Origin of the sequence: Streptomyces pseudovenezuelae (genome assembly GCF_029892565.1) — a bacterium.
In the GTDB taxonomy this organism is placed as follows: Bacteria; Actinomycetota; Actinomycetes; order Streptomycetales; family Streptomycetaceae; genus Streptomyces; species Streptomyces pseudovenezuelae_A.
Genome location: NZ_JARXVH010000002.1, coordinates 331,493 through 358,297, shown reverse-complemented (window position 1 = coordinate 358,297; position 26,805 = coordinate 331,493). Strand labels below are relative to the sequence as shown.

At 71.4% G+C, this 26,805-nt stretch carries 23 protein-coding genes and 1 pseudogene; 12 read left to right on the top strand and 12 right to left on the bottom strand.

The window, feature by feature from the left end:
- Window positions 1-211 precede the first annotated feature (211 nt).
- Both M2283_RS06370 and M2283_RS06365 read left to right on the top strand, forming a co-directional pair.
- On the top strand, window positions 212-901 hold the full coding sequence (locus M2283_RS06370) for a class II aldolase/adducin family protein (protein ID WP_280875061.1): 690 nt from the start codon (window positions 212-214) through the stop codon (window positions 899-901).
- A 164-nt stretch (window positions 902-1,065) separates the two neighbouring features.
- Window positions 1,066-1,527 carry a hypothetical protein gene (locus M2283_RS06365; protein ID WP_280875060.1) on the top strand — a complete coding sequence of 154 codons (462 nt, stop codon included), beginning with the start codon at window positions 1,066-1,068 and terminating at the stop codon, window positions 1,525-1,527.
- Here M2283_RS06365 and M2283_RS06360 read toward each other — a convergent pair.
- The 3 genes from M2283_RS06360 to pgm all read right to left on the bottom strand — a co-directional run bounded on the left by M2283_RS06360 (window position 1,505) and on the right by pgm (window position 5,557).
- Window positions 1,505-2,560 carry an MASE1 domain-containing protein gene (locus M2283_RS06360; RefSeq protein WP_280875059.1) on the bottom strand — a complete coding sequence of 352 codons (1,056 nt, stop codon included), beginning with the start codon at window positions 2,558-2,560 and terminating at the stop codon, window positions 1,505-1,507. The genes M2283_RS06365 and M2283_RS06360 overlap by 23 nt on opposite strands.
- A gap of 395 nt (window positions 2,561-2,955) precedes the next feature.
- Entirely contained in the window at window positions 2,956-3,786 is an 831-nt protein-coding gene (locus M2283_RS06355; RefSeq protein ID WP_280875058.1) for a PP2C family protein-serine/threonine phosphatase, read from the bottom strand.
- 130 nt (window positions 3,787-3,916) lie between these two features.
- Window positions 3,917-5,557 (bottom strand): phosphoglucomutase (alpha-D-glucose-1,6-bisphosphate-dependent), encoded by a 1,641-nt coding sequence (gene pgm / locus M2283_RS06350; RefSeq protein ID WP_280875057.1) that lies wholly within the window; start codon window positions 5,555-5,557, stop codon window positions 3,917-3,919.
- Between the two features lie 290 nt (window positions 5,558-5,847).
- On the opposite strand from pgm, the gene M2283_RS06345 reads away from it, so the two are divergent.
- Window positions 5,848-6,237 (top strand): hypothetical protein, encoded by a 390-nt coding sequence (locus tag M2283_RS06345; RefSeq protein ID WP_280875056.1) that lies wholly within the window; start codon window positions 5,848-5,850, stop codon window positions 6,235-6,237.
- Between the two features lie 86 nt (window positions 6,238-6,323).
- Window positions 6,324-7,511 (top strand): hypothetical protein, encoded by a 1,188-nt coding sequence (locus M2283_RS06340; protein ID WP_280875055.1) that lies wholly within the window; start codon window positions 6,324-6,326, stop codon window positions 7,509-7,511.
- A gap of 7 nt (window positions 7,512-7,518) precedes the next feature.
- Here M2283_RS06340 and M2283_RS06335 read toward each other — a convergent pair whose 3' ends face one another.
- Both M2283_RS06335 and M2283_RS06330 read right to left on the bottom strand, forming a co-directional pair.
- Window positions 7,519-9,078: a serine/threonine-protein kinase gene (locus M2283_RS06335; protein ID WP_280875053.1), complete on the bottom strand. Its 1,560-nt coding sequence runs from the start codon at window positions 9,076-9,078 to the stop codon at window positions 7,519-7,521.
- Complete coding sequence (locus M2283_RS06330) at window positions 9,075-9,890, bottom strand: serine/threonine protein kinase (RefSeq protein ID WP_280875051.1); 816 nt, start codon at window positions 9,888-9,890, stop codon at window positions 9,075-9,077. Before M2283_RS06330 ends, M2283_RS06335 begins: the two co-directional genes overlap by 4 nt.
- 250 nt (window positions 9,891-10,140) lie before the next feature.
- Between M2283_RS06330 and M2283_RS06325 the strand changes: the two genes are divergently transcribed.
- The 3 genes and pseudogenes from M2283_RS06325 to M2283_RS06315 form a co-directional block, all read left to right on the top strand.
- Window positions 10,141-11,004: a sugar phosphate isomerase/epimerase family protein gene (locus M2283_RS06325; protein WP_280875050.1), complete on the top strand. Its 864-nt coding sequence runs from the start codon at window positions 10,141-10,143 to the stop codon at window positions 11,002-11,004.
- Entirely contained in the window at window positions 11,001-12,638 is a 1,638-nt protein-coding gene (araB, locus tag M2283_RS06320) for a ribulokinase (protein ID WP_280875049.1), read from the top strand. Before M2283_RS06325 ends, araB begins: the two co-directional genes overlap by 4 nt.
- Window positions 12,638-13,024, top strand: a pseudogene (locus tag M2283_RS06315) (class II aldolase/adducin family protein); the annotation flags it as partial. The gene araB and the pseudogene M2283_RS06315, both read left to right, overlap by 1 nt.
- Window positions 13,025-13,230: 206 nt before the next feature.
- Here M2283_RS06315 and M2283_RS06310 read toward each other — a convergent pair.
- The 3 genes from M2283_RS06310 to M2283_RS06300 form a co-directional block, all read right to left on the bottom strand.
- Window positions 13,231-14,370: a serine hydrolase domain-containing protein gene (locus tag M2283_RS06310; protein WP_280875048.1), complete on the bottom strand. Its 1,140-nt coding sequence runs from the start codon at window positions 14,368-14,370 to the stop codon at window positions 13,231-13,233.
- A gap of 106 nt (window positions 14,371-14,476) precedes the next feature.
- Window positions 14,477-16,117: a serine/threonine-protein kinase gene (locus M2283_RS06305; protein ID WP_280875047.1), complete on the bottom strand. Its 1,641-nt coding sequence runs from the start codon at window positions 16,115-16,117 to the stop codon at window positions 14,477-14,479.
- Between the two features lie 52 nt (window positions 16,118-16,169).
- Window positions 16,170-16,622: a flavodoxin family protein gene (locus M2283_RS06300; RefSeq protein ID WP_280875045.1), complete on the bottom strand. Its 453-nt coding sequence runs from the start codon at window positions 16,620-16,622 to the stop codon at window positions 16,170-16,172.
- Between the two features lie 120 nt (window positions 16,623-16,742).
- Here M2283_RS06300 and mgrA point away from each other — a divergent pair, with 120 nt between their 5' ends.
- Entirely contained in the window at window positions 16,743-17,786 is a 1,044-nt protein-coding gene (gene mgrA / locus M2283_RS06295; protein WP_280875044.1) for an L-glyceraldehyde 3-phosphate reductase, read from the top strand.
- Window positions 17,787-17,804: 18 nt separating this feature from the next.
- Here mgrA and M2283_RS06290 read toward each other — a convergent pair whose 3' ends face one another.
- Together M2283_RS06290 and M2283_RS06285 are read right to left on the bottom strand one after the other, a co-directional pair.
- On the bottom strand, window positions 17,805-18,686 hold the full coding sequence (locus tag M2283_RS06290; protein ID WP_280875043.1) for a YegS/Rv2252/BmrU family lipid kinase: 882 nt from the start codon (window positions 18,684-18,686) through the stop codon (window positions 17,805-17,807).
- A 64-nt stretch (window positions 18,687-18,750) separates the two neighbouring features.
- Complete coding sequence (locus M2283_RS06285; RefSeq protein ID WP_280875041.1) at window positions 18,751-20,346, bottom strand: FAD-binding oxidoreductase; 1,596 nt, start codon at window positions 20,344-20,346, stop codon at window positions 18,751-18,753.
- 93 nt (window positions 20,347-20,439) lie between these two features.
- Between M2283_RS06285 and M2283_RS06280 the strand changes: the two genes are divergently transcribed.
- The 3 genes from M2283_RS06280 to M2283_RS06270 all read left to right on the top strand — a co-directional run bounded on the left by M2283_RS06280 (window position 20,440) and on the right by M2283_RS06270 (window position 22,959).
- Window positions 20,440-21,039, top strand: coding sequence for a TetR/AcrR family transcriptional regulator (locus tag M2283_RS06280; RefSeq protein WP_280875039.1), 600 nt, complete (start codon window positions 20,440-20,442; stop codon window positions 21,037-21,039).
- A complete protein-coding gene (locus M2283_RS06275; protein WP_280875038.1) occupies window positions 21,036-22,613 on the top strand; it encodes a glycerol-3-phosphate dehydrogenase/oxidase in 1,578 nt (525 codons plus the stop codon). Before M2283_RS06280 ends, M2283_RS06275 begins: the two co-directional genes overlap by 4 nt.
- Before the next feature lie 64 nt (window positions 22,614-22,677).
- A complete protein-coding gene (locus M2283_RS06270) occupies window positions 22,678-22,959 on the top strand; it encodes a hypothetical protein (protein WP_280875037.1) in 282 nt (93 codons plus the stop codon).
- A 70-nt stretch (window positions 22,960-23,029) separates the two neighbouring features.
- Here the strand turns inward: M2283_RS06270 and M2283_RS06265 are convergent, their stop codons facing one another.
- Window positions 23,030-25,003, bottom strand: coding sequence for a DUF1996 domain-containing protein (locus tag M2283_RS06265; protein WP_432423038.1), 1,974 nt, complete (start codon window positions 25,001-25,003; stop codon window positions 23,030-23,032).
- Window positions 25,004-25,262: 259 nt separating this feature from the next.
- Complete coding sequence (locus M2283_RS06260) at window positions 25,263-26,042, bottom strand: maleylpyruvate isomerase family mycothiol-dependent enzyme (RefSeq protein ID WP_280875035.1); 780 nt, start codon at window positions 26,040-26,042, stop codon at window positions 25,263-25,265.
- An 80-nt stretch (window positions 26,043-26,122) separates the two neighbouring features.
- On the opposite strand from M2283_RS06260, the gene M2283_RS06255 reads away from it, so the two are divergent.
- On the top strand, window positions 26,123-26,791 hold the full coding sequence (locus M2283_RS06255; RefSeq protein ID WP_280875034.1) for a lipoprotein: 669 nt from the start codon (window positions 26,123-26,125) through the stop codon (window positions 26,789-26,791).
- Window positions 26,792-26,805: the final 14 nt, after the last annotated feature.

Here is a 26,805-nt window from a genome sequence, read left to right as displayed (position 1 = left end):
CACGCACAGAGTTGTCATGAAGGTGACAAGACATCGGCTTGAATTGACGGTTGTCCACTGGGAGTTCGGCTGGACACCCACATCGTTTCGGCCGCGCGCGCATTCATTGCTTGCCTGCTCGGACGTCGTCCCGCGACCGCCCCACGCCTACGCTCCCGGCCGGGGAACGGCACGGGTTGCTCACGCCTCGGCACGACGAAGGGGTACGGAGATGACCGACCGGCAGGCACTGCGCGACGAACTGGCCACGGCCACGCGGATCCTCGCGCGCCACGGTCTGATCGGCATGTTCGGCCACGTCAGCCTGCTGACGGACGATCCGGAGCGCTATCTGATCTGCCCCGGCGCCGGACGCCGCAAGGACAGGTGCCGACCCGAGGACGTCCACGAACTCTCCCTTGACGACGAGTTCACGCCCGGGCTGCCGCTGGAGCTGTACATGCACGCGGCGATGCACCGCGCCCGCCCCGACCTCCGCTCACTCGTGCACGTCCACTCACCGCACCTGACCGCCCTCGCCGCGATGGCCGAGCCGCCGGCGGAACTGCTGATGCCGCACGCGAGCTTCTGGCCGGATCGCATACCCCTGTGGGAGCGGGCCGAGCTGGTGACGGACCATGCGGCGGGCGACGCGCTCGTGCGGGTGATCGGCGACAGCGCGCTGGCGCTGCTCCGGTGGCACGGTGCCGTGGTCGTGGGCCGGACCCTGCGCGAGGCGGTCTTCCGAACGGTCCTCGCCGAGCGGCACGCCGGGCTCCTGCTCGCCTCGCTCGCGCACGGACGACCGCTCGCGCCGGTCACCATCGACCGCGATGCCCTGTATGCCGGGGTGCTGCCCTCGACGACGCACGATCTGAACTGGCGGTTCGAAAGCTCGTACGTCCGTCTCGACGAGATGTGACAGGCGGAACGCCCCGCCTCCCTCAGCCGTCATTACTCCGTCCGAGTGGTGCGCACCGCATGCCGGTCGTAGCGTCGGTACAGGCACAGCAGAGTTGGCACGGACAGCTCGAACAGCCGGACGGCACGGACAGGTCGGTCCGGAGACGGCAGCGGGGAGCGGACATGCGCGCAATCGCGATTCGTACGGCGGTCACGCTCTGCCTGGCCGCGGCGCTCGCCGCCGCTGCGGGGGCCCCGTCCTCCGCCGGGCCGGCGACGCCTGCCTCACCGGTCGCGCAGCGGCAGGCGGTGCCCGTGCTCGTCGACTGTCTCTGGCACACGGACGTGCGCCCCGCCGACTTCACGCTCGCCTGCGGTGACGGCAACAGCCGGCTGACCTCGTTGAAGTGGTCGCAGTGGGGCACGGAGACGGCGACGGCCGAGGGCGTCAACATGGTCAACGACTGCAAGCCCTACTGCGCGGCCGGCGCCTTCCACTCGTATCCGGTGACCGTGCGGCTCTCCGATCCGAAGCCGTGGAAGAAGCACCCGCAGACGGAGCGCTACAGCCGGATCACCCTGGTCTACCCGGGCAGCAGGCCCGACATCTACGGCCCGACGGTCACGTATCCCCTGTGGGACTGACCGGGCGCTTCTTCTCCGGGACCGGGAGTTCACCGGGCTTGCCCCGGTCGCCCTCGACGCGCGGCGGTCCTGGTGGCGGCTCCCCCGCCGTGAGGTGTGCGAGGACCTCGACGAGTTCCTGGCAGGCCCGTTCCACCGACCGTCTGGTGTTGAGCTGCTCGGTGATCATGGCGGACAGGAGCAGGGCGGTCAGTGCCATCGAGCCGTTGAAAGCCTGGAGCTTGATCATGACCTCGACGCTGGACAGGTGGTTGAACGGCCCGCTCCGGTCCGTCGCGGCGACGGTGGCCGAGACCGAGGCGAACAGGGCGCACAGGGAGCTGCCGGCGAGCTGGAAGCGCAGCGCGGCCCAGATCAGCAGCGGGTAGACCAGGAAGAGCACGCTCATGGGGCTGTGCGTGGACACGGGTATCAGAACGCCCGCGATGAGGGCCAGGCCCAGGATCTCCTTCCACCGGCGCAGGTTCAGGGCCCGGCGGGTCCCTTGCAGGATCAGCAGCAGGAGCGGGGTGACGATCAGTACGCCCATCGCGTCGCCCACCCACCAGGCCAGCCAGACCAGCCAGAAGCTGTGCGCGTCGAGCTTGCCGGTGATCACCAGGAGGCAGGCGCCCACGGTCGCGCTCACCAGCATGGCGGTGAGGGCGCCCAGGAACACCAGGGCGATGCCGTCGCGCAGCCGGGCCAGGCTGGTGCGGAAGCCGACCTTGCGCAGCATGAGGTACGCGCAGACGGGGGCCAGGGTGTTGCCCAGCAGGGTGCCGATCACGGCGGGCTGGAGCGAGGTGATGGACATGACCACCAGCAGCGCGCCGAGGGCGATGCCGGGCCAGGCGCGCATGCCGTAGAGGAGCAGACAGGCGACGGCTACGCCCGTGGGGGGCCAGATGGGGGTGACCACGGCGTCCTCGACGACGAGCTGCCGCAGCAGGCCCAGCCGTCCGGCCGCGAAATAGCAGGCGGCGACGGTCAGTGTCTGCAGAACCAGGCCGGCCGCCGGGCGGAGATCACGGGTACCCACCACAGCTGCCATCAGACACCGAGCAGGCCGGGACGGCGAGGCGAGCGGGTCGGCTGCGCCGGGCTGGGGCGGTTCGGGTGAAGGGGGCGGGGTGTCAGGGGGCCTGGGTGCCAGGGGCCGGGGTGCCAGGGGGTCAGGGCGGTCTGAGCCGGCGGAGGCGGTGGAGGGGGTGGACGCGGTGGAGCAGCCAAGGCTGGTGGAGTGGGCAAAGGTGGTGAGGCTGGTGGGAGCGTCGAGGGCGTCGAAGCTTCCCGGGTCCGACGGGCGGGAGGCCCGTCAGGCCTGTCCGGGCCATCAGAGCCGTCAGGCCCACCTGGCTCTGCGGCCCTCGGAGGCGCCAGGGTCGTCGGAGACCGCCGAAGTGACGCGGAGTTACGAATGGACAGGCGTCGTCAGCCCGGCGGCCTCTACAGCCGACCCACAGCCCCGTCGTGCCCCACCACCAAGACCGCCGCGTCGTCCTCGTGCCCCACCGTCCCCGCCATCTTGATCACGGCAGCGGCCAGCGCCCCGGCCTCCAGGCCCGCGACGGCTGCCACGCCCGCGAGGCGGACGACCTTGTCGAGGCCCTCGTCGAGGCTCAGGGACGGGCCCTCGACCACGCCGTCGGTGACGAGGACGAAGACCCCGCCGGTGGTGAGGCGGTGCCGCATCACCGGGTACTCCATGCCCTGCTCGACGCCGAGCGGCGGCCCGCCCTCGTCGCCGCTGACGCCGGACCTGCCGTCCGCCGTGGCCCAGATGTGCGGGATGTGCCCGGCCCGCGCACTCTCCAGCACGCCGGTGGCGGGGTCGAGCCGCATGAAGGTGCAGGTGGCGAAGAGGTCGGTGCCGAGGGAGAGGATCAGGTCGTTGGTGCGGGCGAGGAGCTCGCCGGGCTCGCTGGTGACGGAGGCGAGCGCGCGCAGGCCGACCCGGACCTGGCCCATGAAGGCCGCCGCCTCGATGTTGTGGCCCTGGACGTCGCCTATGGACAGGCCTATGCGGCCGTCGGGCATGGTGAAGGCGTCGTACCAGTCGCCGCCCACGTTCAGGCCCTGGTAAGCGGGCGCGTAGCGGACGGCGAGCTGGAGGCCGGGGGCCTCGGGCAGGTCCCTCGGCAGCATGCCCCGCTGGAGGGCAACGGCCAGCTCGACCCGGGAGCGCTGCAGCTGGGCGAGCTCGCGCGCCTGGGCGGTCAGCGATCCGAGTCTGGCCAGCAGCTCGTCGCCGTCGTCCGTTGGACCCTTGCGGGACATTGATCACTCCGGCGGTGACGGGGGCCTCCTCAGGGTAGAACATCTGATTTTCACCCAAAGGTGGACAAAGCGAGACGCTTCTCACACCCGCCCGGTCATCGCCGCCACCGTCACCGCCGTCTCCGTCGCGTCAGCCGCCCAGCGCGGTGTCGACCACCGCCCGGGCCTCCTCCTGGACCTGGCGCAGATGGTCGGGGCCGCGGAAGGACTCGGCGTAGATCTTGTACACGTCCTCGGTGCCGGAGGGCCGTGCCGCGAACCAGGCGTTCTCGGTGGTCACCTTGATGCCGCCGATGGCCGCACCGTTGCCCGGGGCTTCAGTGAGCACCCCGGTGACGGGCTCCCCGGCCAGGGTGTCCGCGGTGACCTGCGCCGGGGACAGCTTGGCGAGCAGCGCCTTCTCCTCGCGGTTCGCGGGGGCGTCGATGCGCGCGTACGCGGGCTCGCCGAACCGGGCCGTCATCGCCGCGTAGTGCTCCGACGGCGTCTTCTCGGTGACCGCGAGGATCTCGGAGGCGAGCAGCGCCAGGATGATGCCGTCCTTGTCCGTGGTCCACACCGAGCCGTCCCGGCGCAGGAAGGACGCGCCGGCCGACTCCTCGCCGCCGAACCCGATCGATCCGTCGACCAGTCCGTCCACGAACCACTTGAACCCGACCGGCACTTCGACCAGACGGCGCCCCAGGTCGGCTGCGACCCGGTCGATCATCGTGGACGACACCAGCGTCTTGCCGATGCCGGTGTCGGCGGGCCACTGCTCCCGGTGACCGTAGAGGTAGGCGATCGCGGCGGCCAGGTAGTGGTTGGGGTTCATGAGCCCCGCGTCCGGCGTGACGATGCCGTGCCGGTCGGCGTCCGCGTCGTTGCCCGTGGCGATCTGGAAGCGGTCGCGCTGGGCGATCAGGGAGGCCATCGCGTACGGCGACGAGCAGTCCATACGGATCTTGCCGTCCCAGTCGAGCGTCATGAACCGCCAGGTGGGATCCGTGAGCGGGTTGACCACGGTGAGGTCGAGGCGGTGCTCTTCGGCGATCCGGCCCCAGTACGCGACCGACGCCCCGCCCAGCGGGTCGGCGCCGATGCGCACGCCGGCGGCGCGGACCGCGTCCAGGTCCAGGACGCTCGGCAGGTCGGCGACGTAGGTCCCCATGAAGTCGTAGCGGCCGGTGCCGGGGGCGGCGAGGGCACGCGTGTAGGGGATACGGCGTACGTCCTTGAGGCCGGCGGTGATGATGTCGTTGGCCCGGTCCTGGATCCAGGACGTGGCGTCGGAGCCGGCCGGTCCGCCGCTCGGCGGGTTGTACTTGAAGCCGCCGTCGGCGGGCGGGTTGTGCGAGGGGGTGACGACGACACCGTCGGCGAGACCGGACGTACGGCCTCGGTTGTACGTGAGGATCGCGTGCGAGACGGCGGGGGTGGGCGTGTAGCCGTCCGCCTCGTCGATGAGGACCGTCACGTCGTTGGCCGCGAAAACCTCGAGTGCGGTGACGCGGGCCGGCTCGGAGAGCGCGTGGGTGTCGGCGCCCAGGAAGAGGGGGCCGTCGGTGCCCTGGAGGGCGCGGTACTCGCAGATCGCCTGGCTGGTCGCGGCGATGTGGTCGTCGTTGAACGCGGTCGCCAGCGCCGAACCCCGGTGTCCCGACGTACCGAACGCCACCCGCTGGCCCGGGTCGGCCGGGTCCGGGTGCAGCGCGTAGTACGCGGTGACCAGCCGGGCGACGTCGACGAGATCCTCGGGTCCGGCCTGCCGGCCCGCTCGCTCGTGAGGCATGTGCCCGCTCCTCCACATCGGTTGACCAATATCGTCTGCCCGTCCATCCTCCCCCGTCACGGCGGCGGACCGCGAGTGGCCCACCCCCGCGAGAACCCGACGGGCACGGGCTCCGCACGGACGGATCGTGTCGCGATACCGGCATCGAGGCCAGGGGCAGGACGGCCCCGGCCCTGACACTTGTCAGGGACCGTTCGCGGCCTTCTGTTCCTAGCGTGTGCGGTGCACCGGAGCGATCACGTACCGCGCTCCTCCGGTGGACCCGACTCCCCACACGGACAGGACTGTCGATGCATCGCTCCGCGACGCGCAAGACCCTCACGCTCGCCCTCACCGCCTCCGCCGCCGCGGCCCTGGTCGCCCTGCCGACCAGCTCGGCGCAGGCCGCCTCCAACTGCTGGGCGACCGGCATCGACGCCTGGGGCCACCACGCGTTCACCTGCAACAACGTCCAGGGCGCGAACGTCTACGAACTGGTCGACGGCGGCACCCACATCATCGACCACCTGCGTACGAACCCCTCGTGGTTCGCCTGTCGCGCGGACTTCACCGACCGCCCCAACGGCTCCAGCGTCCATCCCTACCGCTGGCTGTGGACGCAGGGCGACGACAACGGCACCTGGGGCTGGGTGTCCGACGGCGACGTGGCCAGCGAGACGAACACGGTCGAGCCCTGCTGACGGGTCGTCGGCGCACGCCAACCTCCGTCTCCCGCAGGCCCTTTGACGCCCCGATGATGTCCCGACGAAAGGAAGAGACGGCCTTCATGCGTCTGCTCCGTTCCACCTTGGCCTCGGCGGCGGCCCTCACCGCGCTGCTGCTCGCCTTCTGCATGGCGGCACCGGCCTCCGCACGGCCCGCCGAAGCCCCCTCCGTCACCGTGCCCTCCGGAGTCACGGCAGGGGTCGCCGTCTTCGACCGCAGCACCGGCACGTTCACCGAACAGCTCAACTCTTCGACGCAGTTCAGGTCGGCGTCCGTCGTCAAGATCCTGCTGGCCCTGGACTTCCTCTGGGACCGCGGCCCTGACTACACGATCCCGGCGGCCGACCGCGCCCTGCTGGAGCCGATGCTCCGCAGCAGCAACGACGACGCGGCCAGCCACTACTGGACGGCGGACGGCGGCTCCGCGATCATCACCCGCATGGTGAGCCGGCTCGGCCTCACCGACACCCAGCCGCCGCCGGCCGGATACGAGGGCTTCTGGGGCTACACCGCGCTCTCGGCGCGTGACACCGTCACGATCTACCGCTACCTGCTGGACAAGGCACCCGCCCCGGTACGGGACTTCGTGATGGGCAACCTGCGCCAGTCCACCCGCTGCGCGTCGGACCGCTTCGACCAGCACTTCGGCATCCCCGGGGCGTTCGAGAAGCCGTGGGCCGTGAAGCAGGGGTGGTCGGGCGACTACGAGGACGGCACGTGCGGTTCGCAGGCGGCTGCTGCCGCGGGCGGGGCGAAGACGACCTCGGCAGCCAAGGCGAACACGAAGGCCGCCGCGGCCGGAGTGGACCTGTCCCGCCCGGCCCTGCACACCACCGGCACGGTGGGCGCCGGCGACCGTGCCATCGTCGCCGTGTTCACCCTGCATCCGGTGGGGACGTCGTACGGCAAGGCCTACACGGACATCGGGCGGCTGACGCGCTCGCTGAACGTGCCGGGCGCGGTGCGGCCGGCCGGCACCTGGTTCGGGACCTGGAGCGACCACGTGAACGTCCGCCCGGCCCCGTCCACGGCAGGCGCGCCGCTCACTCAACTCCCGGCCGGGGTCGAGGTGTTGGTGGGCTGCCAGGTCAAGGGCCAGGTGGTGACCGTGCCGCCTTACACCAACGAGTGGTGGGCCTATCTGCCCCAGTACGGCGGCTACGTGTCCAACATCTACATGAACTCGCCGGACAACCAGCTGCCCAACGTGCCGGTGTGCAACGGCACTCAGAGCGCGCGCACTCCTTAGCCCTCGCTCAGCCCTCGTACTCCGCGAGGTAACGCAGCACCTTCTTCACGTGCGGCCGCACGGCTTCGGGGACACCACCCTCCTCGATGACGCTGCGGTCGCTCGTGCGGTAGCCGGCCGCGATCAGCGCGGGCAGGTCCTTGGCGGACATGCCCTCTTGTTTGAAGCGCTGGTCGAGCCAGCACGTGTACAGGCTCATGGTCGAGATCGCGTCGGGCGGTGACATGTAGTCCTTGTCGCCGTCCTTGTCGCCGTCCTTGTCGCCGTCCACGGCCCAGGCCCGGAAGACCGCGGGCGTCCACATGGCGATGCCGTACTCCTCGGAGGCCGGTCGGGCCGCTTTCGTGTCGAAGCCGCTCTCCGCCTTGATCATGGCGGCCAGCAGCGCGGGGGTGATCTCCGCGTCGGTGCAGCGGCGGGCGGCGCTCTCGATGACCGGGCGCAGTTCGTCGGGGACGTCGGAGTCGGCGGGGATCGCTCCGGCCGTGGGTGTGGTGTGCACGTCGGTCACCACGGCCGGGGTGCCGCCGCCCTTGTTCCCGGCGCTGTCGTCGTCCTGGAGGAGCGCCGCCCCGCCGGCGGCCGTGGCGGCGAGAACTGCCAGTGCGGCGACCGCAGTTGGCAGCAGACGGCGTCTTCGGCGCGGGACCCCGCTGTCCGTCAGTCGCTCGATCCTGGTCGCGAGCGTGTCAGCGGTGTGCCGTATGCGGGTGGCGTGGTCGGGAGCGAGGCAGTCGGCGATCAGGCGCCGCCAGCCCTCCGGCAGGCCCGCGTCGAGGCGAAGTGGTGCGGTGCCGCGGGCGTATGTCTGGGCGGCGAGGGACCGGGCGCGGGCGGTGGCGCCGGGGAACGGGTGGAGTCCGCCGGTGAGGACCTGGTGGGCGAGGACGCCGAAGGCCCAGATGTCGGCGGTCGGGCGGACGACCGCGCCCTCGATGCCGGTGCGCTGCGACCACCATTCGGGCGGCAGATGGTCGAGGGTGCCCACTGGCGGCAAGTGGGCGTGGGTGCCGTCGAGTTCGGCGGTGAGGCCGAAGTCGGCCAGCCAGACGGCGCCGGCCGGGCCCAGCAGGACGTTGGCGGGTTTGAGGTCGCCGTGCACTCGGCGTGCGGTGTGCATGTGGGCGAGGCCCGCGACGACTCCGCGCAGCACCCGGTCGGCGTGCTCGATCGGGCGGCCGGTGTCGGCGGCGTCGAGCACGTCCTGCAGGCCGGTCTCGGCATGGTCCATGACCAGGGCGATCGCCCCGTCCCACGTGTCGAGGCCGGGCGCCTCGACGGTGTGGACGGCGCGTGTGCGGACCAGGTTGGGGTGGTCCGCCTCGGTGCTGAACCGGACCTCGCTGGCGACGAGTTCGCCGAGCGCGGCCCGCTGTCCGGGGGCGAGGGCGCCGGTCGGCAGGAGCTTCACCGCGACGAGTGCGTCGTCACCGACGGCGTGCGCCTCGTACACGGTGCCCCAGCCGCCGGAGCCGATGACCGCGCCCAACTCCCAGTCGGCGATGCGGAATCCGACAGGCAGCGGCCGCACCTCGAACGGCTCGCGGACGTCTTCGGTACCGGTCATACCCGCACCCCCTGCACGGCGGCCCGGACGACTCCGCGGGGCGGCAGCAGCCCCAGGTGTTCCTCGCGGACGAGTCCGAAACGCAGGGCGACGGAGGCGAGTCGGGCGCGTTTGGCGCCGGTGCGGCCGTCGTCGGGGCCGGTCTCCTCGCCCAGGTCCAGGCGGAGTTTGGCGAGGGCGAGGTAGTCGACGTGGTAGTTGACCGCCGAGCGCGTCAGACCGTGGCAGGACGCCAGCGGGCGCAGGCGCTCCACGATCTCTCCGACGCCGGGCAGGGTGGCGTCCGAGCCGTCGCGCAGCCGTGGTTCGCAGAGCGCGACCAGGACGAGGAAGTACTTCGCCGTCACGTCCAACGCGAAGGGCAGCACGGTCTGTTCACCGCCTCCGGGCACCGACCTCTCGTCGAGGTACGCGTGCTGCGGGGCGAACACCTTGAAGGTGGCGGTGCCGGTCAGGGCGGGCAGCACCACCCGCGAGAACTCGAACGGCACCGGCGCCCCGAGGCGGCCCGGAGCGACGGTGATGTACTCGCCGGCGCCCTCCAGGTTTTCCACGACATAGGAGGCGCCACGGCTGTAGTTCGACAGCCGCCAGTAGTCCTCGGCCGCCTCCAACCGCCCTGCCCGGCGCGAGACTCCGGGGTCGGCGAGCAGGATGCGCACTCCCCCGCGCTCCGGCACTCCCCCGCCCTCCGGCAGGCCCCGGCCGAAGTCGGCCGCGTCACCGGGACCCAGATGCAACAGCGCGGTGCCGCGCCCGGCTTCAGTCTCCGGCCCCGACGGGTCCGGCAACTGGACGATGATCGTTTCCATTGGTGATCTCCCCCGAGACGGTCGGGGGAATTCTACGGGCGGTCTTCCCTTCGTACGGGCGATCTTCCGGCCAGATACGCGACGATCGCGTTCACGCCACGCCCGCCGCCGGGTGGCGAGGGGACACACCGTCAGATTCGTCCGGTCACCGAGGCGGACCCCGACCGAGCCGTGCCCCGCAACGGGGCGTACGTGCGGGACGTACTGGAACCGGTGATCAGGTGACCTCCTCCCCGTTCGAAGGATGCGCATGACCGACCTGCCCATCGCGGTGAACACCTTCGTGTGGCACTCACCGCTGACCGACGAACTGCTGACCGCCACCCTGCCCAGGATCGCCGGCTGGGGGTTCGACGCCGTGGAGCTGCCCCTGGAGAACGTCGGTGACTGGGACCCCTCCCGGACCTCGGCGCTGCTGTCGGAGCTGGGGCTGCGCTGCGTGGTGGGCGTGGTGTTCGGGCCCGGCCGCGAACTGGCGGCGGCCGACCCGGCCACGATCCACGCGACCAGGCGTTATGTCCGCGCCGCGGTCGACGCGGCGGCGGCAGTCGGCGCGGCGATGGTCATCGCCCCGATGTACACATCGGTGGGCCGCACGTGGCGGATGTCCCCGCCGGAGCGCACCGCGACCCTGCGGGAGCTGCGCGACAGCCTCGCCGAGTGCGCCGAGTACGCGGGGCGGCACGGGATCGCGCTGGCCGTGGAACCCCTCAACCGCTACGGGACGAGCCTGCTCAACACGGCGACACAAGTGCGGGAACTGATCGAGGATCTGCCCGGCAACGTCGGCCTCAACCTGGACACTTACCACATGAACATCGAGGAGCGGGACCTGCCCGCGGCGTTCCGCGCGGCCGGCGACCGGCTGCTGCACCTACAGGTCTGCGGCAACGACCGGGGCGCGCCGGGCCACGATCTGCAGAACTGGCCGCTGATCCGGGACTGCCTCACCGAGATCGCCTACCAGGGCATGCTCGGCATCGAGTCGTTCACCGCGGACAACGCGTCGATCGCCACCGCCGCCTCCATCTGGCGCCCGCTGGCGGAATCCCAGGACGCGCTCGCCGTGGAGGGCCTGCTGTTCCTGCCTGAGTGGCGGGAGGGCCGGCCATGACCGCGCATGTCCTCGGGATCGACTTCGGCACCCTGTCCGCACGGGTGCTCGTGGTGAGCGCCGCCGACGGCGCCGAACTCGCCTGTGTGGAGCACCCGTACCGGAACGGCGTGATCGACCGCGCCCTGCCCGGGTCACGTGCCGAACTGCCACCCCTGTGGGCGTTGCAGGACCCGCGGGACTGGCTGTCGGTCCTGCGCGAGGCAGTGCCCGAGGCGGTCGCGCGGGCCGGGATCGACCCGGCGACCGTGGCCGGGGTGGGCACCGACTTCACCGCCAGCACCCCGCTGCCCGTGCTCGCCGACGGAACGCCCCTGTGCGTCCTGGACGGATTCGCCGAACGCCCGCACGCCTGGCCGAAGTTGTGGAAGCACCACGCGGCCCAGGCACAGGCCGACCGGATCACCGGACTCGCGCAGGCGTCGGAGCAGCCGTGGCTGTCCAGGTACGGCGGCAGGATCTCCGCCGAGTGGCAGCTCGCGAAAGCGCTGCAGATCCTCGAGGAGGACCCCGAGGTGTGGGAGGCCACCGCACGGTGGATCGAGGCGGCGGACTGGATCGTATGGCAGCTGACCGGCCGGGAGACCCGGAATCCGTGCACCGCCGGATACAAGGGCCTCTACCAGGACGGGCGTTACCCGGACGAGGACTATCTCGCCGCGCTGCATCCGCGGTTCGCCGACGTGTACCGCACCCGCGTCGCCCATCCGCTCACCGCACTCGGCAGCAGCGCCGGCGGACTGAGCGCGCGGGCCGCCGCATGGACCGGGCTGCCCGAGGGCACACCTGTCGCGGTGGGCAACGTGGACGCACACGTCACCGCGGCCGCGGCCCAGACCTACGGGAACGGTCAACTGCTGGCCATCATGGGCACGTCGACCTGCCACATGATGAACTCCGACGTGCTGCGCGAGGTCCCCGGTGCCTGCGGGGTGGTCGAGGGCGGCATCGTCGCCGGGTCCTTCGGCTACGAGGCCGGGCAGAGCGGCGTCGGCGACATCTTCGCCTGGTGGGTGGACAACGCCGTCCCCGAGCGTTACCACGAACCGGGGCGCGGCGTGCACGAGGTGCTCGGCGAGCTCGCCGCACGACAGCGGGTGGGCGAGCACGGGCTGCTGGCCCTGGACTGGATGGGTGGCAACCGGTCCGTGCTTGTCGATCACGAACTGTCCGGGGCACTGCTCGGTATGACGCTGTCGACCACGGTGGTGGACATCTACCGGGCGCTGCTGGAGTCGACCGCGTTCGGCACCCGCGTGATCGTGGACACCTTCGAGAACGCGGGCCTGCCCGTGACGGAGTTCGTCGCCGCCGGGGGCCTGGTCAGGAACCCGCTGCTGATGCAGATCTACGCGGACGTGACCGGGCTGCCGATGAGCGTGGTGGACTCCGCGCAGGCGCCCGCGCTCGGTTCGGCCGTCCACGCAGCGGTGGCCGCCGGGATCCATCCCGAGGTGCGCACCGCGTCCGCCGCCATGGGCCGCCGTCATCATGCCGCCTACCTGCCGATCCCCGAGCATCAGCGGGTCTACCAGCAGCTGTACCAGGAGTACGTGCGGCTGCACGACCACTTCGGTCGCGGGGGCAACGACGTCCTGCACCGCCTGCACGCGCTGAAGACGAGGAGTCCCTGATGCTCGATGCCATCGCCGAAGTGCGCGCGGAACTGCACGCCTTGCACCGGTCCCTCGTGGATCACGGGCTCGTCGCCTGGACTTCCGGCAACGTGTCGGCCCGGGTCGCGCCGGACCTGATGCTCATCAAGCCGAGCGGCGTCCCCTACGACGAGTTGCGGCCGGAGGACCTGGTGCTGTACGACCTGTCCGGCGTCGCCGTGACGGGCACGCTGCGTCCGTCCAGCGACGCCGCCTCGCACGGCTACGTCTACCGCACCCTGCCCGAGGTGCACGGAGTCGTCCACACCCACTCCACCTACGCGACCGCGTGGGCGGCCCGCGGTGAACCCGTCCCGTGCGTACTCACCGCCATGGCGGACGAGTTCGGCGGCGAGATCCCGGTCGGTCCCCTGGCCCCGATCGGCGACGACGCCGTCGGCGACAGCCCGCGTGCCGCGGTGAAGGCCGCCGTCATGTGCGAGGACGTGGCACGCACCGTGCATCTGTCCCGGCAGCTCGGGGAGTCCGCGGCCGCATGGCACAGACGGTGGACGCCCTCCACGACCGCTACCGGAACCACTACGGCCAGGAGGGCACCTGACAAAGCCACCTACGCGCCGCGAAGAGCGCAGACGAAGTTCTCCTCGATCGCCCGCAGCCGCTTCAACTGCTCGGGCGCCTGCGCCTCGTTGATCTGCGAGGTGACGGAGAAGGTCAGGGACCGGCGCCCGTCCGGTGTGGCTGCGATCAACTGCGTGTAGCCGGGGAAGTTGCCGGTGTGCCCCAGCACCACACCGCACCGGGTCGCGTAGCGGAAGATGCCCAGGCCGGCCATGTTGGCGCCGGGCCCTGCCGGTTCGGAGGCGCCGCCGATCCAACTCCGCTGCTCCCGCAGCAGACTTGACCGCCCGTAGAGCGCCCCTCCGGCGTAACCGCGAACGAACCGGGTCATGTCGGCCGGCGTGGAGACGATGCCACCTGACGCCCACACACCGGACGCACTGAGGACCTCGCTGACGTCCTCCACCGGCGAGGGCGGCGCCATGTCGTAACCGTGCAGGTACGGCTCGGGCATCCGATAGCCCTGCGGCAGGCTGGTGTCCCGCAGCCCCAACGGCCGGTAGACCAGCGTGCGCAGCAGCTTCTCGTACGGTGTTCCCGTCACCGCCTCCGCCATCAGGGCAACGGCGATGTTGTCCGAGTTGCAGTACACGTACCGGCTGCCGGGCTTGAACCGCAGCGGTTCGCCGGCCACGTAGTCGAGCAGTCGGCGGGAGTCGAAGTGGTGGCGCGGGTCGGCGGTGACGATCTTCAGGAACTCCGCGTTCCGCGTGAAGTCCGGCAGGCCGCTGGTGTGGTTCAGCAGTTGTCGCAGGGTGACCCGGTGCCAAGTCTTGGGCAGCCGAGGAAGTCGTTGGCCCAGAGTGTCGTCGAGGTGCAGTGCGTGCCGGTCGACGAGGCTGAGGGCGACCGCCGCGCTGAAGGCCTTCGCGGTGCTGGCGATGCGCATGTGGTCGTCGGGGTCGGGCCGGCGGTTGGTGGCAAGGTCGGCGACGCCCGCCCGCACGACGCGGGTCTTCCCCTCCACCTGGAGGACGGCGATGAGGCCGGGCGGTCCACCTGGGGACTGCACGAACTGGTCGGCCTGACGCTGGAGGTCGTCGCCGTGTGTCGTGGCGGTACTGGTGGTGGCGGGGCCGAGGGCCGTCACACACGCGACGACGACACAGGCGAGCAGGCGGAGGGGCATGACATCTCCCGGGGACGGGGCGGCGGGGCAGGCCCAGCCTTTCCCCACCTCGGCGGGGAGGCCTCTCGTGCTGCTGCATACGGCGGAACGGTGCCCGTGGCAGCGGTCATCCGTCGGCGGGATACAGCTTCACGACCCTGCCCTGGGAGTCGGCCTGTAGATATCCACTCACGCTGTAGTCGCCGCTGAGATAGATCCCGAGATAGGCGGGGGTGTTGAAGACGTTACTCGGTGGGCTCAGGAGCAGATAGGCGGACAGCGGCTTGTCGACGTTCAACACTTTCTCCCCGTAGGCAAGGAGACTGGGCACCGCGTCCCAGTTGTAGTCCTTGAGACTCACCGGCTCTTTGCCGCCGAACAGGCTGCCTTTGATGATGCCCTTCTTGACTCCCGTCGCCGGGCGGTAGTCGTACGTGTCGTACTTGGTCCGACTACCGGGGACCATCGCCTTCACCGACACGTAATCCTGGTAGACGGAGAGATCGCCGAAGGTGTCCCGTCCCGTCTTCTCCTCGATCGCCTTGAGCGCGGTTCGGATGCCCTTGGGCGTGAGCATGCCCTTGGCCAGCTTCGACGAGGCTTTCGGGATCGGCGTTCCCTTGTCGGAAGAGGGCGATGCCGGAGTGGACACGGAGCCGGAACCGAGAGACCCGGGCGTGGAGACCGACTCGGTTTTCCCCGTCGGCCCCGACCCCGCCGAACCCGACGCATCATCGCGATCGCCCCCGAACTGCGTCACCCAGGTCAGTCCACCGACCAACACAACACCCGCCACAGCGGAGGCGACCACCGCACGGCGGGTCCCCGCGGAGCGGCGCGGCACGACCGTGTCGGCGGGCGGCGGAGGCGGGACGGGTATCGCGTCCTGTGGAGGTGCCAGGGGGTATGAGGTGACGGGTTCCGGGACGGCCTCCGCGGCAGTGGCCAGCATCCGGTCGACGGCCTCCGCGTCGGGCCGCGCCGCAGGATCACGCACCAATACGGCGGTCAGTACGGGCGTCAGGGATCCGGCCTGCTTCGGTGGCGGTACGTCCTCGTGGAGTACCGCGGCCAGCGTGGCCAGCGTCGTGCCGCGGCGCAGCGGGTGGTGGCCCTCGACGGCGACGTAGAGCATCATCGCCAGCGACCAGAGGTCGGCCGCGGGGCCGCCGGCGTCGCCGGTGACACGCTCCGGGGCCATGTAGTCGGGGGTGCCGATGATCGAACCGGTGGCGGTGAGCGCGGTGGACTCCCGGATCGCGGCGATGCCGAAGTCGGTGAGGACGGGCCGGCCGTCGGTGCGCAGAAGGACGTTGGCTGGCTTCACGTCGCGGTGCTGAACGCCGGCGGCGTGCGCGGCGCGCAGGGCGTCGAGTACGCCGCGGCCGAGGCGGGCTGCGTCGGCCGGGGCCATCGGTCCACGGGCGAGGCGGTCGGCGAGGGAGCCGCCCTCGACCAGTTCCATGACGAGCCACGGGTAGGTGCCCTCGCCGCCGTCGACGATGTGGTGGATGGTCACGACGTTCGGATGCTGGACCCGGGCCAGGGCCCGCGCCTCGCGCAGCACCCGCTCCCGCAGCATCCGCGCCGACGGCGGGTCGTACTCGGCGAGATCCGGGTCCGCGGGCCGGACCTCCTTGACGGCGACGCTCCGGTGCAACAGCAGGTCGCGGGCGCGCCACACCGTGCCCATGCCGCCGCCACCGAGCCTCGACTCCAGCTCGAAACGCCCGTCGACGACCCGTCTGCCGGTGTCCCCCTCGTTCATGGCGAGGAGCATAAGGGACACCGGTTCCGGCAGCCGACGGCCCCCTTCCTCCTCAGCCCATGAGCCCCGCCGCGAGCGTGGCGCCCAGTTCCCAGCAGGCCTCGACATCGGACTTGTCCGGCGTCCCCGTCACGGTCACGGGCTGGGCCGCGCGCCGCCAGCCGAGGCCGGTCGTGATCCCGTCGACCGCGCGCACCGCCCCCGTGACGTCGCTCCCGCCGTGCACGTAGTAGCTGAAGGGGCGGCCCTGTGTGGCGTCCAGGCACGGGTAGTAGATCTGGTCGAAGAAGTGCTTGAGGGCACCGGACATGTAGCCGATGTTCGCCGGGGTGCCCAGCAGATACGCGTCGGCCGCCAGGACGTCGGAGGCGGTGGCCGACAGAGCGGGCCGCCGTACTACGTCGACGCCCTCGATCTCGGGCGCGGTCGCCCCGGAGACGACGGCCTCCAGCAGGGCCTGGCAGGTGGGCGACGGCGTGTGATGCACGATCAGCAAGGTGGGCACACCTCGCACCCTAGTCAGGCCCGGGTCGGTAGGGGCACCGCCCATTAAGAAACGACACCGCTGAATCCAATGAAAAGGAGTTGTTGGACTTCAGAATCGTGCGCGAGCACAGTGAACCTCATGAACCACCTCGCGAATCCCGAGCGATACGACGGCACGATGCGCTATCGGCGGACCGGCCGCTCAGGCCTCGACCTCCCGCTGCTCTCCCTCGGTTACTGGCACAACTTCGGGGACGACCGGCCCTTCGAGAGACAGCGCGAGATCGCCCTGCGCGCGTTCGACCTCGGGATCACCCACCACGACCTCGCGAACAACTACGGCCCGCCCTACGGCTCCGCCGAGATCAACTTCGGCCGCCTGATGAAGCAGGACCTAGCGCCGTACCGGGACGAGCTGGTGATCTCCACCAAGGCCGGCTGGGACATGTGGCCCGGCCCCTACGGCCAGGGCGGCGGCTCCCGCAAGTACGTGCTGGCCTCCCTGGACCAGTCGCTGCAGCGCATGGGCCTGGACTACGTCGACATCTTCTACTCGCACCGTCTCGACGCCACGACTCCGCTGGAGGAGACGATGGGCGCGCTGGACACGGCGGTGCGTCAGGGCAAGGCCCTCTACGTCGGCATCTCCTCCTACGACGCCGAGCGCACCCGCGAGGCCGCCGCGATCCTCAAGGACCTCGGCACACCGCTCCTGATCCACCAGCCCTCGTACAACATGCTCAACCGCTGGATCGAGACGGACGGCCTGCTGGACGTGGCCCAGGAGGAGGGGTTCGGGGTCATCGGCTTCACCGCGCTCGCCCAGGGCCTGCTGACCGGCCGCTACCTCGACGGCGTACCCGAGGACTCGCGGGCCGCGGCGGGCACGTCGTTCGACACGTCCTGGCTGTCGGAGGACAACCTCCACCGGCTGCGCGCGCTCAACGACATCGCCGCCCGTCGCGGCCAGACCCTGGCCCAGATGGCGCTCGCGTGGGCGCTGCGCGACGAGCGGGTCACCTCGCTGGTGATCGGCGCCTCGCGCCCCGAGCAACTGGAGCAGAACGTCGCCGCGTTGGAGAACCTGGACTTCAGCGCCGACGAGCTGGCCGAGATCGACAAGTACGCCACCGACGGCGGCGTCGACCTGTGGCGCGACGCCCGCACCGGCAGCCTCGGCTGACCACGCCGGACAGCACGCTCAGCACAGCACGCGCAGGGCTCCCGGCAGGACCCTGACGGTGACGGGGAGGACGGCCTCGACCTCCCCGTCCGCGCCGTAGGGCACCTCGCGGTCGGCCTCGATGCGGATCTCCCGGCCGCGCAGGATCGTCACCTCGGGCCGTCGGACGTGGGCGCCCGTCCTGAGTTCGTTCATCAGGGCGAAGAAGAGCCGCCGGGGTGCCTCGCGGATCATGACGACGTCCAGCAGGCCGTCGTCCACGCGAGCGTCGGGGGCGATGAGTCGCCCGGAGCCGTAGTAGCCGGAGTTGGCGGCGACCACCGTGTAGCCGGTGTGCGGGTGTTCCTTGCCGTCGACGGTGACCCGGTAGTGAGCCGGGCGCCAGGTGGTGACGGCGCGGAGCCCGCCGGCGTAGTAGGAGGCGGCCCCGCGCAGGAGCTTCGCGTGGTTCGCGTGACGGTTGGCGAGCGCGTCGACGCCGGCGTACACGCTGCCGAGCACGACGGTGCGGTCGTGGAAGGCCGACTCGACCTCGATGGTGTCCACCGGGCGCGGCTCGCCCTGGAGCAGCACCTGGGCCAACTCGCCTGGTTCCGTGGGGAGTTCGAGCGCCCTGGCGAAGTCATTGCCGCGGCCCGCCGGGACGAGGCCGAGCACCGCGCCCGTACCGCTGAGCGCGCCCCCGATGCCTCCGGCGATGCCGTCGCCGCCGACGGCGAGCACCACCCGGCCCCGCCCGCCGGCATCCAGGGCGAGTTCCTTGGCGTGCTCCAGACTGCGGCTGTACTCGGTCTCCAACTCGGCCCCCGCCTCGCGGAGCAGCCGGGCCACGCCGAGCAGTGCGGCGGCCGAGGCGGAGCCGCCCGCGGTGGGGTTGACGACGGCGGTGAACTGTCGCATCGGTGCGCCTCCGGGGCGGACGGGCGGTGAGGTTGACGGGGGTCGCTTCAACAGGGGCGCTGACTCAGTCGAGGGGCAGCAGGACGCCAGGATTGAGCACCCCGGCCGGGTCCACGCACCGTTTCACGGCACCCAGCGCCTCGACGGCCAACGCGCCCGCCTCCCTGACGTACCAGTCGCGGTGGTCGGTGCCCACGCCGTGGTGGTGGGTGATGGTGCCGCCGGCGGCGAGGATCGCCTCGTTGGCCGCGTGCTTGGCCCGCGCCCAGATCGACAGGGGGTCCTCACCCTGCGCCGAGACCACGGTGAAGTACAGCGAGGCGCCGTTCTCGTAGACGTGGGAGATGTGGCACATGACCAGGGGCGGGGTGCCCGCCTCGGTGAGCTTGGTGGTGAGCGCGTCGCGAACGGCCGCGTACAGGCCGGGGATACGGGACCAGAAGGCCGCCGTCTCCAGCGTCTCGGCGAAGGCGCCGGCGTCGAGGAGGGCGTCGCGCAGGTACGGGGCCGAGTAGCGGCCGTGCGCCCAGCGTTCCCCGGGTTCCGTGCCGAGGGGGGTTCCGCCGCTCTCGCGCAGGACGGCCGCCGCGTGCTCCCGGCGGTACGAGGTGTCCTCCGGTGTGCCCTCGTAGCCGGCGATCGCCACGCAGCCGCCGGCCGGTGGCGTCTCGGCGGAGCCGATCGCTTCGGGCTGGGCGAGTCCGATCAGTGTCTCGGTCTCGTCGGAGAGCCGCAGCACCGTGGGGCGCGGGCCGTCCTGGGCGAGCCGGCGCAGGGCCGCGCCGCCCTCCTCGAAGGAGTCGAAGTGCCAGCCCTCGTAGACACGGGTCCGCGGGACAGGGCGGATCCGGACCGTGACGGAGGTGATGACGCCGAGCGCGCCCTCCGAGCCGAGGAACAGTTGGCGCAGGTCGGGTCCGGCGGCCGAGCGCGGGGCGCGGCCGGTGTCGACGGTGCCTTCGGGGGTGGCGAGGGTGAGGCCCAGGACCATCTCGTCGAAGCGGCCGTAGCCGGCGGAGGCCTGTCCGCTGGAGCGGGTGGCGGCGAATCCGCCGATCGTGGCCCACTCGTAGGACTGTGGGAAGTGGCCGAGGGTGAAGCCGTGTTCGGCGAGCAGCGCCTCGGCCCGCGGTGCACGCAGGCCCGGTTGCAGGGTGGCGGTGCGGGAGACCGGGTCGAGGGCGAGCAGGCCGTCCATCCGGCGCAGGTCGAGGGCGACGAAGGGGCCCCGGCGGCCCGGGGCGAGGCCGCCGACGACGGACGTACCGCCGCCGAACGGCACGACCGCCAGACCGAGTTGGGTGCACGCCCGCAGCACGGCGAGCACCTCGTCGTGGTCCGACGGGAGCACCGCGGCGGCCGGGATGTCGTCGACCTCGCCCTCCCGTATCCGCAGCAGGTCGGGCGTGGACTTGCCGCGTGTGTGCCGGATCCGGGTCTCCGCGTCGGTGCGGACGTGTTCCTCGCCGCCGACCGCGGCACTCAGGGCGTCGAGGGCGGCGGGCGTCAACTCCGGCTCGGGGACGGCGATTTCAGTCAGGTCGACCGGCGCCGTGTCGCTCGGCTTCACGCCGAGCAGATCGCGCAGCAGCCCGATCACCGTGTCGGGCAACGGAGTTGCCCGGTCCGGGTCGCCCCAGCCGCTCCACAGCATGTCCATCGCTGCCGTCCTCACCGGTCGATGTCGAGCGCTCGCGCTCCGGTTCCGTTCCCCGACGACCGCACGGGGTCCCGAGGCGTTACACTGTGACACATGACGCCTATTCGTAACAACCAGTCGGACGGCGACGCGGTGCTCGACGCGGTCCGCGACTGCGTCCTGGCCGTCGGAGTCCGCCGCACCACGCTCACCGACGTGGCCCGCCGCGCGGGCGTCTCCCGCATGACGCTGTACCGGCGCTGGCCCGATGTGCGCTCCCTGGTGGGCGACCTGATGACCCGCGAGTGGGTCGACGTGGCCGCCGGGGCCATCCCCGAGCACCGCCCGGACACGACCGCGCGCGAGCGGCTCGTGGAAGGCCTCGTCGCCGGAGTCGGGTCGTTCCGCGCGCACCCGCTCTTCCGCAAGATCGTCGACGTCGATCCCGAACTGCTGCTGACCTACGTACTGGACCGTCGCGGAGCCAGCCAGAACGCTCTGCTGGAACTGCTCGCCGACGGCCTCAAGGAAGGTCACGCCGACGGTTCGGTACGTACCGGACACCTTGAACGGCAGGCCCGGTCGCTGCTGTTGATCGTGCAGTCCTTCACCTTGTCCCTGCGGACCATGACCGACGAGGACGACGCCGACCTGTCCTCCGCCGCCTTCCTCACGGAGCTGCGGGACATCCTGGAGAGGACCCTCACGCCATGACGCACGGCCCCGCCGCAGGTTCGTCCCTGTCCTCCGCCCGGCGCTCTCGCGACCTGGCCGACACGGTGGGCGGTCCCGTCGTCGACGTCCTCGTCGTGGGCCTCGGCGCGACCGGCGCCGGGGTCGCCCTGGACGCGGCGGCCCGTGGACTGACGGTCGCCGCGATCGACGCGCACGACCTGGCCTTCGGCACCTCCCGCTGGAGCAGCAAGCTCATCCACGGCGGGCTGCGCTACCTCGCCTCCGGCCAGCTCGACGTGGCCCACGAGAGCGCGGTCGAGCGCGGGGTGCTGATGGAGCGCACCGCGCCCCACCTGGTCCGCGCCCAGCCGTTCGTGCTGCCGTTGACTCCCCTGGTCTCCCGCGGCCAGGCCGCCCTGGCCTGGGCAGGCTTCCGGGCCGGCGACACCCTGCGCCTCGCCGCCCGCACCTCCCGGGCCACCCTGCCCGCCCCCCGCCGTCTCTCCGCGCTGGAGACCCGCCACCTCGCGCCCGCCCTGCGCGCCGACACGGTCCGCGGCGGCCTGCTGTCCTGGGACGGCCGGCTCACCGACGACGCCCGCCTGGTCACCGCCCTCGCCCGGACCGCCGCCGCACACGGCGCCCGGATCCTCACCCGCGTCCGGGCCCTGGAGCTGACCGGCTCCGGCGCCCGCGTCCGCGACGAACTCACGGGCGAGGAAGGCGAGATCAGGGCCCGCGCGGTCGTCAACGCGGCCGGCGTGTGGTCCGGCGGCCTGGTGGACGGCATCCGCATCCGCCCCTCCCGCGGCACCCACCTCGTCCTGCGCGCCGACCGCCTCGGCCCGCTGCCGGCCGGGCTGCACATCCCCGTCCCCGGCGAGACCAACCGCTTCGTCCTCGTCCTGCCCCAGGGCGACGGCCGGGTCTACGTCGGCCTCACCGACGAACCCGTCGACGGCGACATCCCGGACGTGCCGGAGGTCCCCGAGACGGACATCGGGTTCCTGCTCGACGTCCTCGGCTCGGTCCTCGACGCCCCCGTCCACCGCGACGACGTCGTGGGCGCCTTCGCCGGACTGCGCCCCCTGCTGGACACCACGCCCGACGCACACTCCGGTACGGCGGCCAGGACCTCCGACATCTCCCGCCGGCACGCGGTGCTCACCTCGCCGCAGGGCGTCGTCACCGTGGTCGGCGGCAAGCTCACCACCTACCGGCGGATGGCGCAGGACGCCGTGGACGCCGCCGTCCGCAGCCGCGGCCTCACGGCAGGCCCCTCCCCCACTGCCTCACTCCCCCTGGTCGGTGCCGCCTCGCCACGCACGCTGGACGCGCTTCCGGTGCCTCGCCGGCTGGTCCGTCGGTACGGCACCGAAGCCCCGGCCGTCCAGGCCCTCGCCGAGCGCGATCCCCGGCTCGGCGAGCCCGTGCTGCCGTGGCATGCCGTCACCGCCGCCGAACTCCTGTGGGCCGTACGCCACGAAGGGGCACTCGACGAGGCCGATCTGCTGGACCGCCGTACCCGCATCGGTCTGGTGCCCGCCGACCGGGCCGCGGCTCTGGACGCGGTGCGCGAACTGCTGGGCGAGGCCGTGACCCGGAGCGCCTGAATGCCGGTCCGGACAGTCGTGTCCATCGCACTAAGGGATGTATCGGTCTTTATCGTCTGATCCCGTGACACATACCTACGACGAACTCGTGGAGAAGCAGCGCGCCGCCGACCAGGCGCACGACCGGGTCGAGGAGCTGCGGGACTCCTACGGGCCGCCGACCCTGCCGGACGGCTGGAGCGCGACGCAGACCGACACCTACGAGACGGCCTGGCGGGCCTGGCGCGATCTCGCGCGCGAGGTGCAGGCCGCCGTCACCGAGTACGCGAAGGACGAGGGGCTGGCGCGCAACGACGTCGAGGCGGACGTCAAGACGGCGTCGCGGCACCCGCAGCCGGAGGAATGACGGCGGACAAGAGCGCTCGGACCGTACGTCGTACGTACGGTCCGAGCGCTCTTGTGTGGATGAGCGTGTGTCAGCTGGCCGGGTAGCGGCGCCTGGTGCGGGTGAGCAGGACCAAGCCTCCGATCAGGAGGACCGTGCCGGCCGCTGCGGGCCACAGGGTCGTGCCCGTCTCGGCGAGGTCACCGCCCTGGACCGCCTGCGACTGGCTCCCGCCTTCCGCAACCGGGTCGTTGCCGCCCGCGTTCTGGGAAGGCTGCGTGGAGCTGTCCTGGCCCACCGGAGCCGCCTCGGCACTCTTCGAGGAGGAGGCGAGGACCTGGGGCTCCTTGGTGCTGGAGACGGTGGGCTCGTCGTTGTTCTGGTCGTCGGAGCCGTTGCCGTTCTCATTGCCGTTGTCGTTGTTGTTCCCGTTGCCGTTCCCGGAGTTCGACCCGTTGTCGTCACCGGCGGTCTCGCGGGGAGACTCCGACGGGTTGTCGGCCGGGTCGTCGGTCGGCTGGGCCGGCGGCTCCTCGGTCGGCTGGTCGGTCGGCTCCTCGGTGGGCTTCTGCGTGGGCTGCTCGGTCGGGTCCTCGGACGCCGGGTCCGTGGGCTGCTCGCTGGGCTGCTCGGTCGCCGGCGGGGTCGCACCGTCGTCCGAACCCGGGTCCTCGCCGGTGCCGGCACCGCACTGGCGGCCGCCGTTGATGCAGTCGACGGCCTCGCCCATCAGCTTGTCGGAGAAGACGTTGATGAAGTCGCCGTGGTCGGTGACCGGCTTGTGCAGCTGCTCGGGGAAGGAGTCCACCGCGAACAGTGGTGTCGTCTTCCCGCCGTCCTGGAGGCTCGGCGCGTCGACGTCGTAGACGATCCGCTGCACCAGCTGCGGGATGGCCTTGAAGTCGTTCGGGCAGTTGCCGGAGGCGTCCGCGAACGCCACGTGGGTGCGGTGGTTGGCGCTGTCGATGTTGCGGCCGTCCCAGCAGCTCTGGAAGCGGAAGGTGCGGACCACGTCACTGCCCTGGGGGCAGAGCGGGTACTTGTCCTTCAGCTGCCGGTCCTCGAAGCCGGTGCAGCTCCAGGAGGCGTTGGCGTTGGCCGTGCCGTTGACGAACGCCTTCGCGTCGCCGGTGATGATGCGCAGCAGGCGGGGCATCGCCGTGACCTCGCTGCCCGCGTTGCCGATGAACGTCAGCGTGACCTGCTTGGGCGTGACGATCTGGCCCGCGTTGCCCTCGGTGCCACCGCCGGGCGCGCCCGCGTCCTTCTCCTGCGTGCCGTTCTGCAGGCGGATCACCGGCCAGTAGTACGTGGACTTGTCGCCCGGGTTCTCGCAGGTGGTGTCGGCGTTGGCGAGGTCGTCGTCGCTCGCGAAGGCGGTGTTGGACTGGTTGCCGATGTAGTCGTGGAAGTGGTGGGCGCCGTTGGAGACACCCGGGGCCACGATCACGTTGTCGGAGTTGCGCAGTCCGTTCTCGTTCACACCACAGCTGGTGGTGAAGGTGCCCTTGGAGACGAACGAGTTGAGGTCCGGCGCGGGCGAGTTGGGCTGCACGGAGTTGATGTCCGCGTAGTCCCCGACGACCGGTCCGTTGCCGGCCGGCTGGTCGCCCTGGTCCGAGCCGTCGCCCTGGTCCTGACCTTCCTGGCCCTGTTCCTGCCCTTGGTCCTGGGCCTGGTCCTGTCCGCTCTGGTCGTCGGACTGACGCCATGTGCACTCGGCGAGGTCGTCCAGGCCCTGCGGCCGCTCCCCCGCGTCGTCCATCGTGTTGGAGATGTCCTCGATCGTCGCCGACCGCTTCTCCTTCAGCGAGGCGAGGACGTCGTCGGAGCCTCCGCCCTGCATCCGCTGGTAGGCCTCGGCTATCTGCCCGTCCAGCGCGGCGAGGTCCTGGTCGACCTTCGGCTGCGCCTCGTCGGGCACGTCGGTCAACTGGTCACCGACGTCGGGGCAGTCCACCGTGACGCCGCCCTGGGCGCTGTCCGTGTGCTGCGACGAGTCCCCGCCGCTCTCGGTGGCCGACGCGTACACGTTGGCCGCGACGAGGCCTCCTCCTCCCAACATCAGCGCCACTGCTGCGAAGCTGGCGCGGCGCGCGCCTGTTGGTCGTCTGCGCGTGTTGCGTCCCACGGAAGTTCTCCTGCGCCTCGGGTCCGGTCGGGCATAGCTTCCCCCGGTCCCATACGCACAAGACGACAGGTGTGTTCAACCGCATCGGAAATTCATCGGAATCTCTTAGGAAGCGTTCGAGTCCACAGACACACGGGCCGCAGGAGAATCGAAAACGATACTGGTCGGGCGCCTGATCACGGGGCGCCGACCGCTAAACCTCCAGCCAGAAACCCGTTCGGGTCAGCCACAGGTCCAAGAGGTCCGTGTCGCCGCGCACTTCGACGGCGGGCGCGGGGCGTCGGTAGAGGAGCAGGAGCAGGTCGGTCACGGGGCCGCGCAGGCTCACGGCGGCCTCGCCGTACCCGATGCGCCAGGTGGGCCGGTCGCCGTCGAGGTCGACGAACCACTGCCCCGCGCCGATGGCGTGGAAGCGCAGCGAGCGGCCGGCGCCTAGCAGTTCGGAGGTGCCGGGCTGCGGCTCGTACGCCTCGGAGACGGTCGAGAACTCCAACCACTCCTCGATCCCGTCGGCCGCGAGGTCGTCGTCCAGCCGGAACTCCGCCCCGGTCGCCAATGCCGCGTCGGCCCGGTGCACGACGGTCTCGTGGGCCATGCGCCGGGCCCAGAACGCGGTCGTGAACCGGTCCTCGGCCGGCGTCCACACCTGCGCTCTCGGCCCCGCGGCACGCAGGCCCGCGGCGAGTGCGGCGGCTCCGTCGGAGAGCCACGCGCCCAGTGCGGCGGCGTCGATGTCGGCATACACGGACGGGTCGTTGACCCCTTCGTCGGGGACGGGTCCGTCGGCTCGCGTACGGACCACCTCGTCCGCCCACCGGTGGTCACCGCCCACGTGCCGCAGCAGTCGGTCGAGGTCCCAGCCGGGGCAGGAGGCGACCGGAGCGGTCCCGTCCGCGCCTTTCACATGCCCGGCGAGCAGATCGGTCTGGTAGCCGATCTCATGGCAATAGCGGTCGAACGTCAGCGAACTCACCGGGCCATCATGGGTCATTCGGGGCCGTCGCCGCACCTCGGATACTGTGTCCCGGCCGAATCGAAGAGGAGAGGTCGAAAATGCTGGTGGGGGCGGGGAACACACGACGCGGGCTGGCCTGTACGGCTTTGCTGGCAGGGGTGTTGACGGGGTGCGCGGAGGCGTCCGACGAGGCGCCGAGAGCGAGTGCGACGACGGCGGACGCGGCCGGCGGGAGCGGCAAGGTCGCAAAGAGCGGCGGCACGATCGGCAGGTCGGGCTCGGCCTGCGAACTCCCGGTCACCTTCGACATCGCCGCGGACTGGAAGGCGGAGGCCATCGACGCCGAGACGACCGGGGACGGGAGCGACCTCGCCGAGGAACTCGCCGACGCGCTCCTGCACCAGGGCCCGGTCACCGGCACCTGCGAGGTGGACGCCAAGCCGGCGGGCCACATCGGCTTCCTCCGCGTCTGGACCGGGAAGCCGGGCAAGGACGACGCACGTACCGTGCTGAAGGCTTTCGTGGCGGCCGAGGACAACACGAGCAAGCCGAAGTACACGACGTTCAAGAGCGGCGGCCTCGACGGCGTCGAGGTGGAGTACCTGTTCACCAGCAAGCTCCTGGACGAGACGAAGAAGGAACGCGCGCTCGCCGTCACCACCGCGAGCGGACCGGTCGTCCTGCACCTCGGCGGCCTGGACTCCGAGGAGTACGAGGACATGCTCCCGGCGTTCGAGCTGGCGAAGCAGACCCTGCGCACCGCCTGACCCCGGCCGCGTGC

Bases quoted from the DNA above. Each gene is read 5' to 3' on its own strand.
- M2283_RS06325 (WP_280875050.1), top strand. From the start codon at position 10,141: ATGACCGACCTGCCCATCGCGGTGAACACCTTCGTGTGGCACTCACCG.
- M2283_RS06345 (WP_280875056.1), top strand. From the start codon at position 5,848: ATGCATCGCTCCGCGACGCGCAAGACCCTCACGCTCGCCCTCACCGCC.
- M2283_RS06370 (WP_280875061.1), top strand. From the start codon at position 212: ATGACCGACCGGCAGGCACTGCGCGACGAACTGGCCACGGCCACGCGG.
- M2283_RS06275 (WP_280875038.1), top strand. From the start codon at position 21,036: ATGACGCACGGCCCCGCCGCAGGTTCGTCCCTGTCCTCCGCCCGGCGC.
- M2283_RS06265 (WP_432423038.1), bottom strand. From the start codon at position 25,003: ATGTTGGGAGGAGGAGGCCTCGTCGCGGCCAACGTGTACGCGTCGGCC.
- araB (WP_280875049.1), top strand. From the start codon at position 11,001: ATGACCGCGCATGTCCTCGGGATCGACTTCGGCACCCTGTCCGCACGG.
- M2283_RS06290 (WP_280875043.1), bottom strand. From the start codon at position 18,686: ATGCGACAGTTCACCGCCGTCGTCAACCCCACCGCGGGCGGCTCCGCC.
- M2283_RS06355 (WP_280875058.1), bottom strand. From the start codon at position 3,786: ATGTCCCGCAAGGGTCCAACGGACGACGGCGACGAGCTGCTGGCCAGA.
- M2283_RS06340 (WP_280875055.1), top strand. From the start codon at position 6,324: ATGCGTCTGCTCCGTTCCACCTTGGCCTCGGCGGCGGCCCTCACCGCG.
- M2283_RS06335 (WP_280875053.1), bottom strand. From the start codon at position 9,078: ATGACCGGTACCGAAGACGTCCGCGAGCCGTTCGAGGTGCGGCCGCTG.
- M2283_RS06365 (WP_280875060.1), top strand. From the start codon at position 1,066: ATGCGCGCAATCGCGATTCGTACGGCGGTCACGCTCTGCCTGGCCGCG.
- M2283_RS06255 (WP_280875034.1), top strand. From the start codon at position 26,123: ATGCTGGTGGGGGCGGGGAACACACGACGCGGGCTGGCCTGTACGGCT.
- M2283_RS06330 (WP_280875051.1), bottom strand. From the start codon at position 9,890: ATGGAAACGATCATCGTCCAGTTGCCGGACCCGTCGGGGCCGGAGACT.
- M2283_RS06360 (WP_280875059.1), bottom strand. From the start codon at position 2,560: ATGGCAGCTGTGGTGGGTACCCGTGATCTCCGCCCGGCGGCCGGCCTG.
- M2283_RS06285 (WP_280875041.1), bottom strand. From the start codon at position 20,346: ATGGACATGCTGTGGAGCGGCTGGGGCGACCCGGACCGGGCAACTCCG.
- M2283_RS06310 (WP_280875048.1), bottom strand. From the start codon at position 14,370: ATGCCCCTCCGCCTGCTCGCCTGTGTCGTCGTCGCGTGTGTGACGGCC.
- M2283_RS06305 (WP_280875047.1), bottom strand. From the start codon at position 16,117: ATGAACGAGGGGGACACCGGCAGACGGGTCGTCGACGGGCGTTTCGAG.
- mgrA (WP_280875044.1), top strand. From the start codon at position 16,743: ATGAACCACCTCGCGAATCCCGAGCGATACGACGGCACGATGCGCTAT.
- M2283_RS06280 (WP_280875039.1), top strand. From the start codon at position 20,440: ATGACGCCTATTCGTAACAACCAGTCGGACGGCGACGCGGTGCTCGAC.
- pgm (WP_280875057.1), bottom strand. From the start codon at position 5,557: ATGCCTCACGAGCGAGCGGGCCGGCAGGCCGGACCCGAGGATCTCGTC.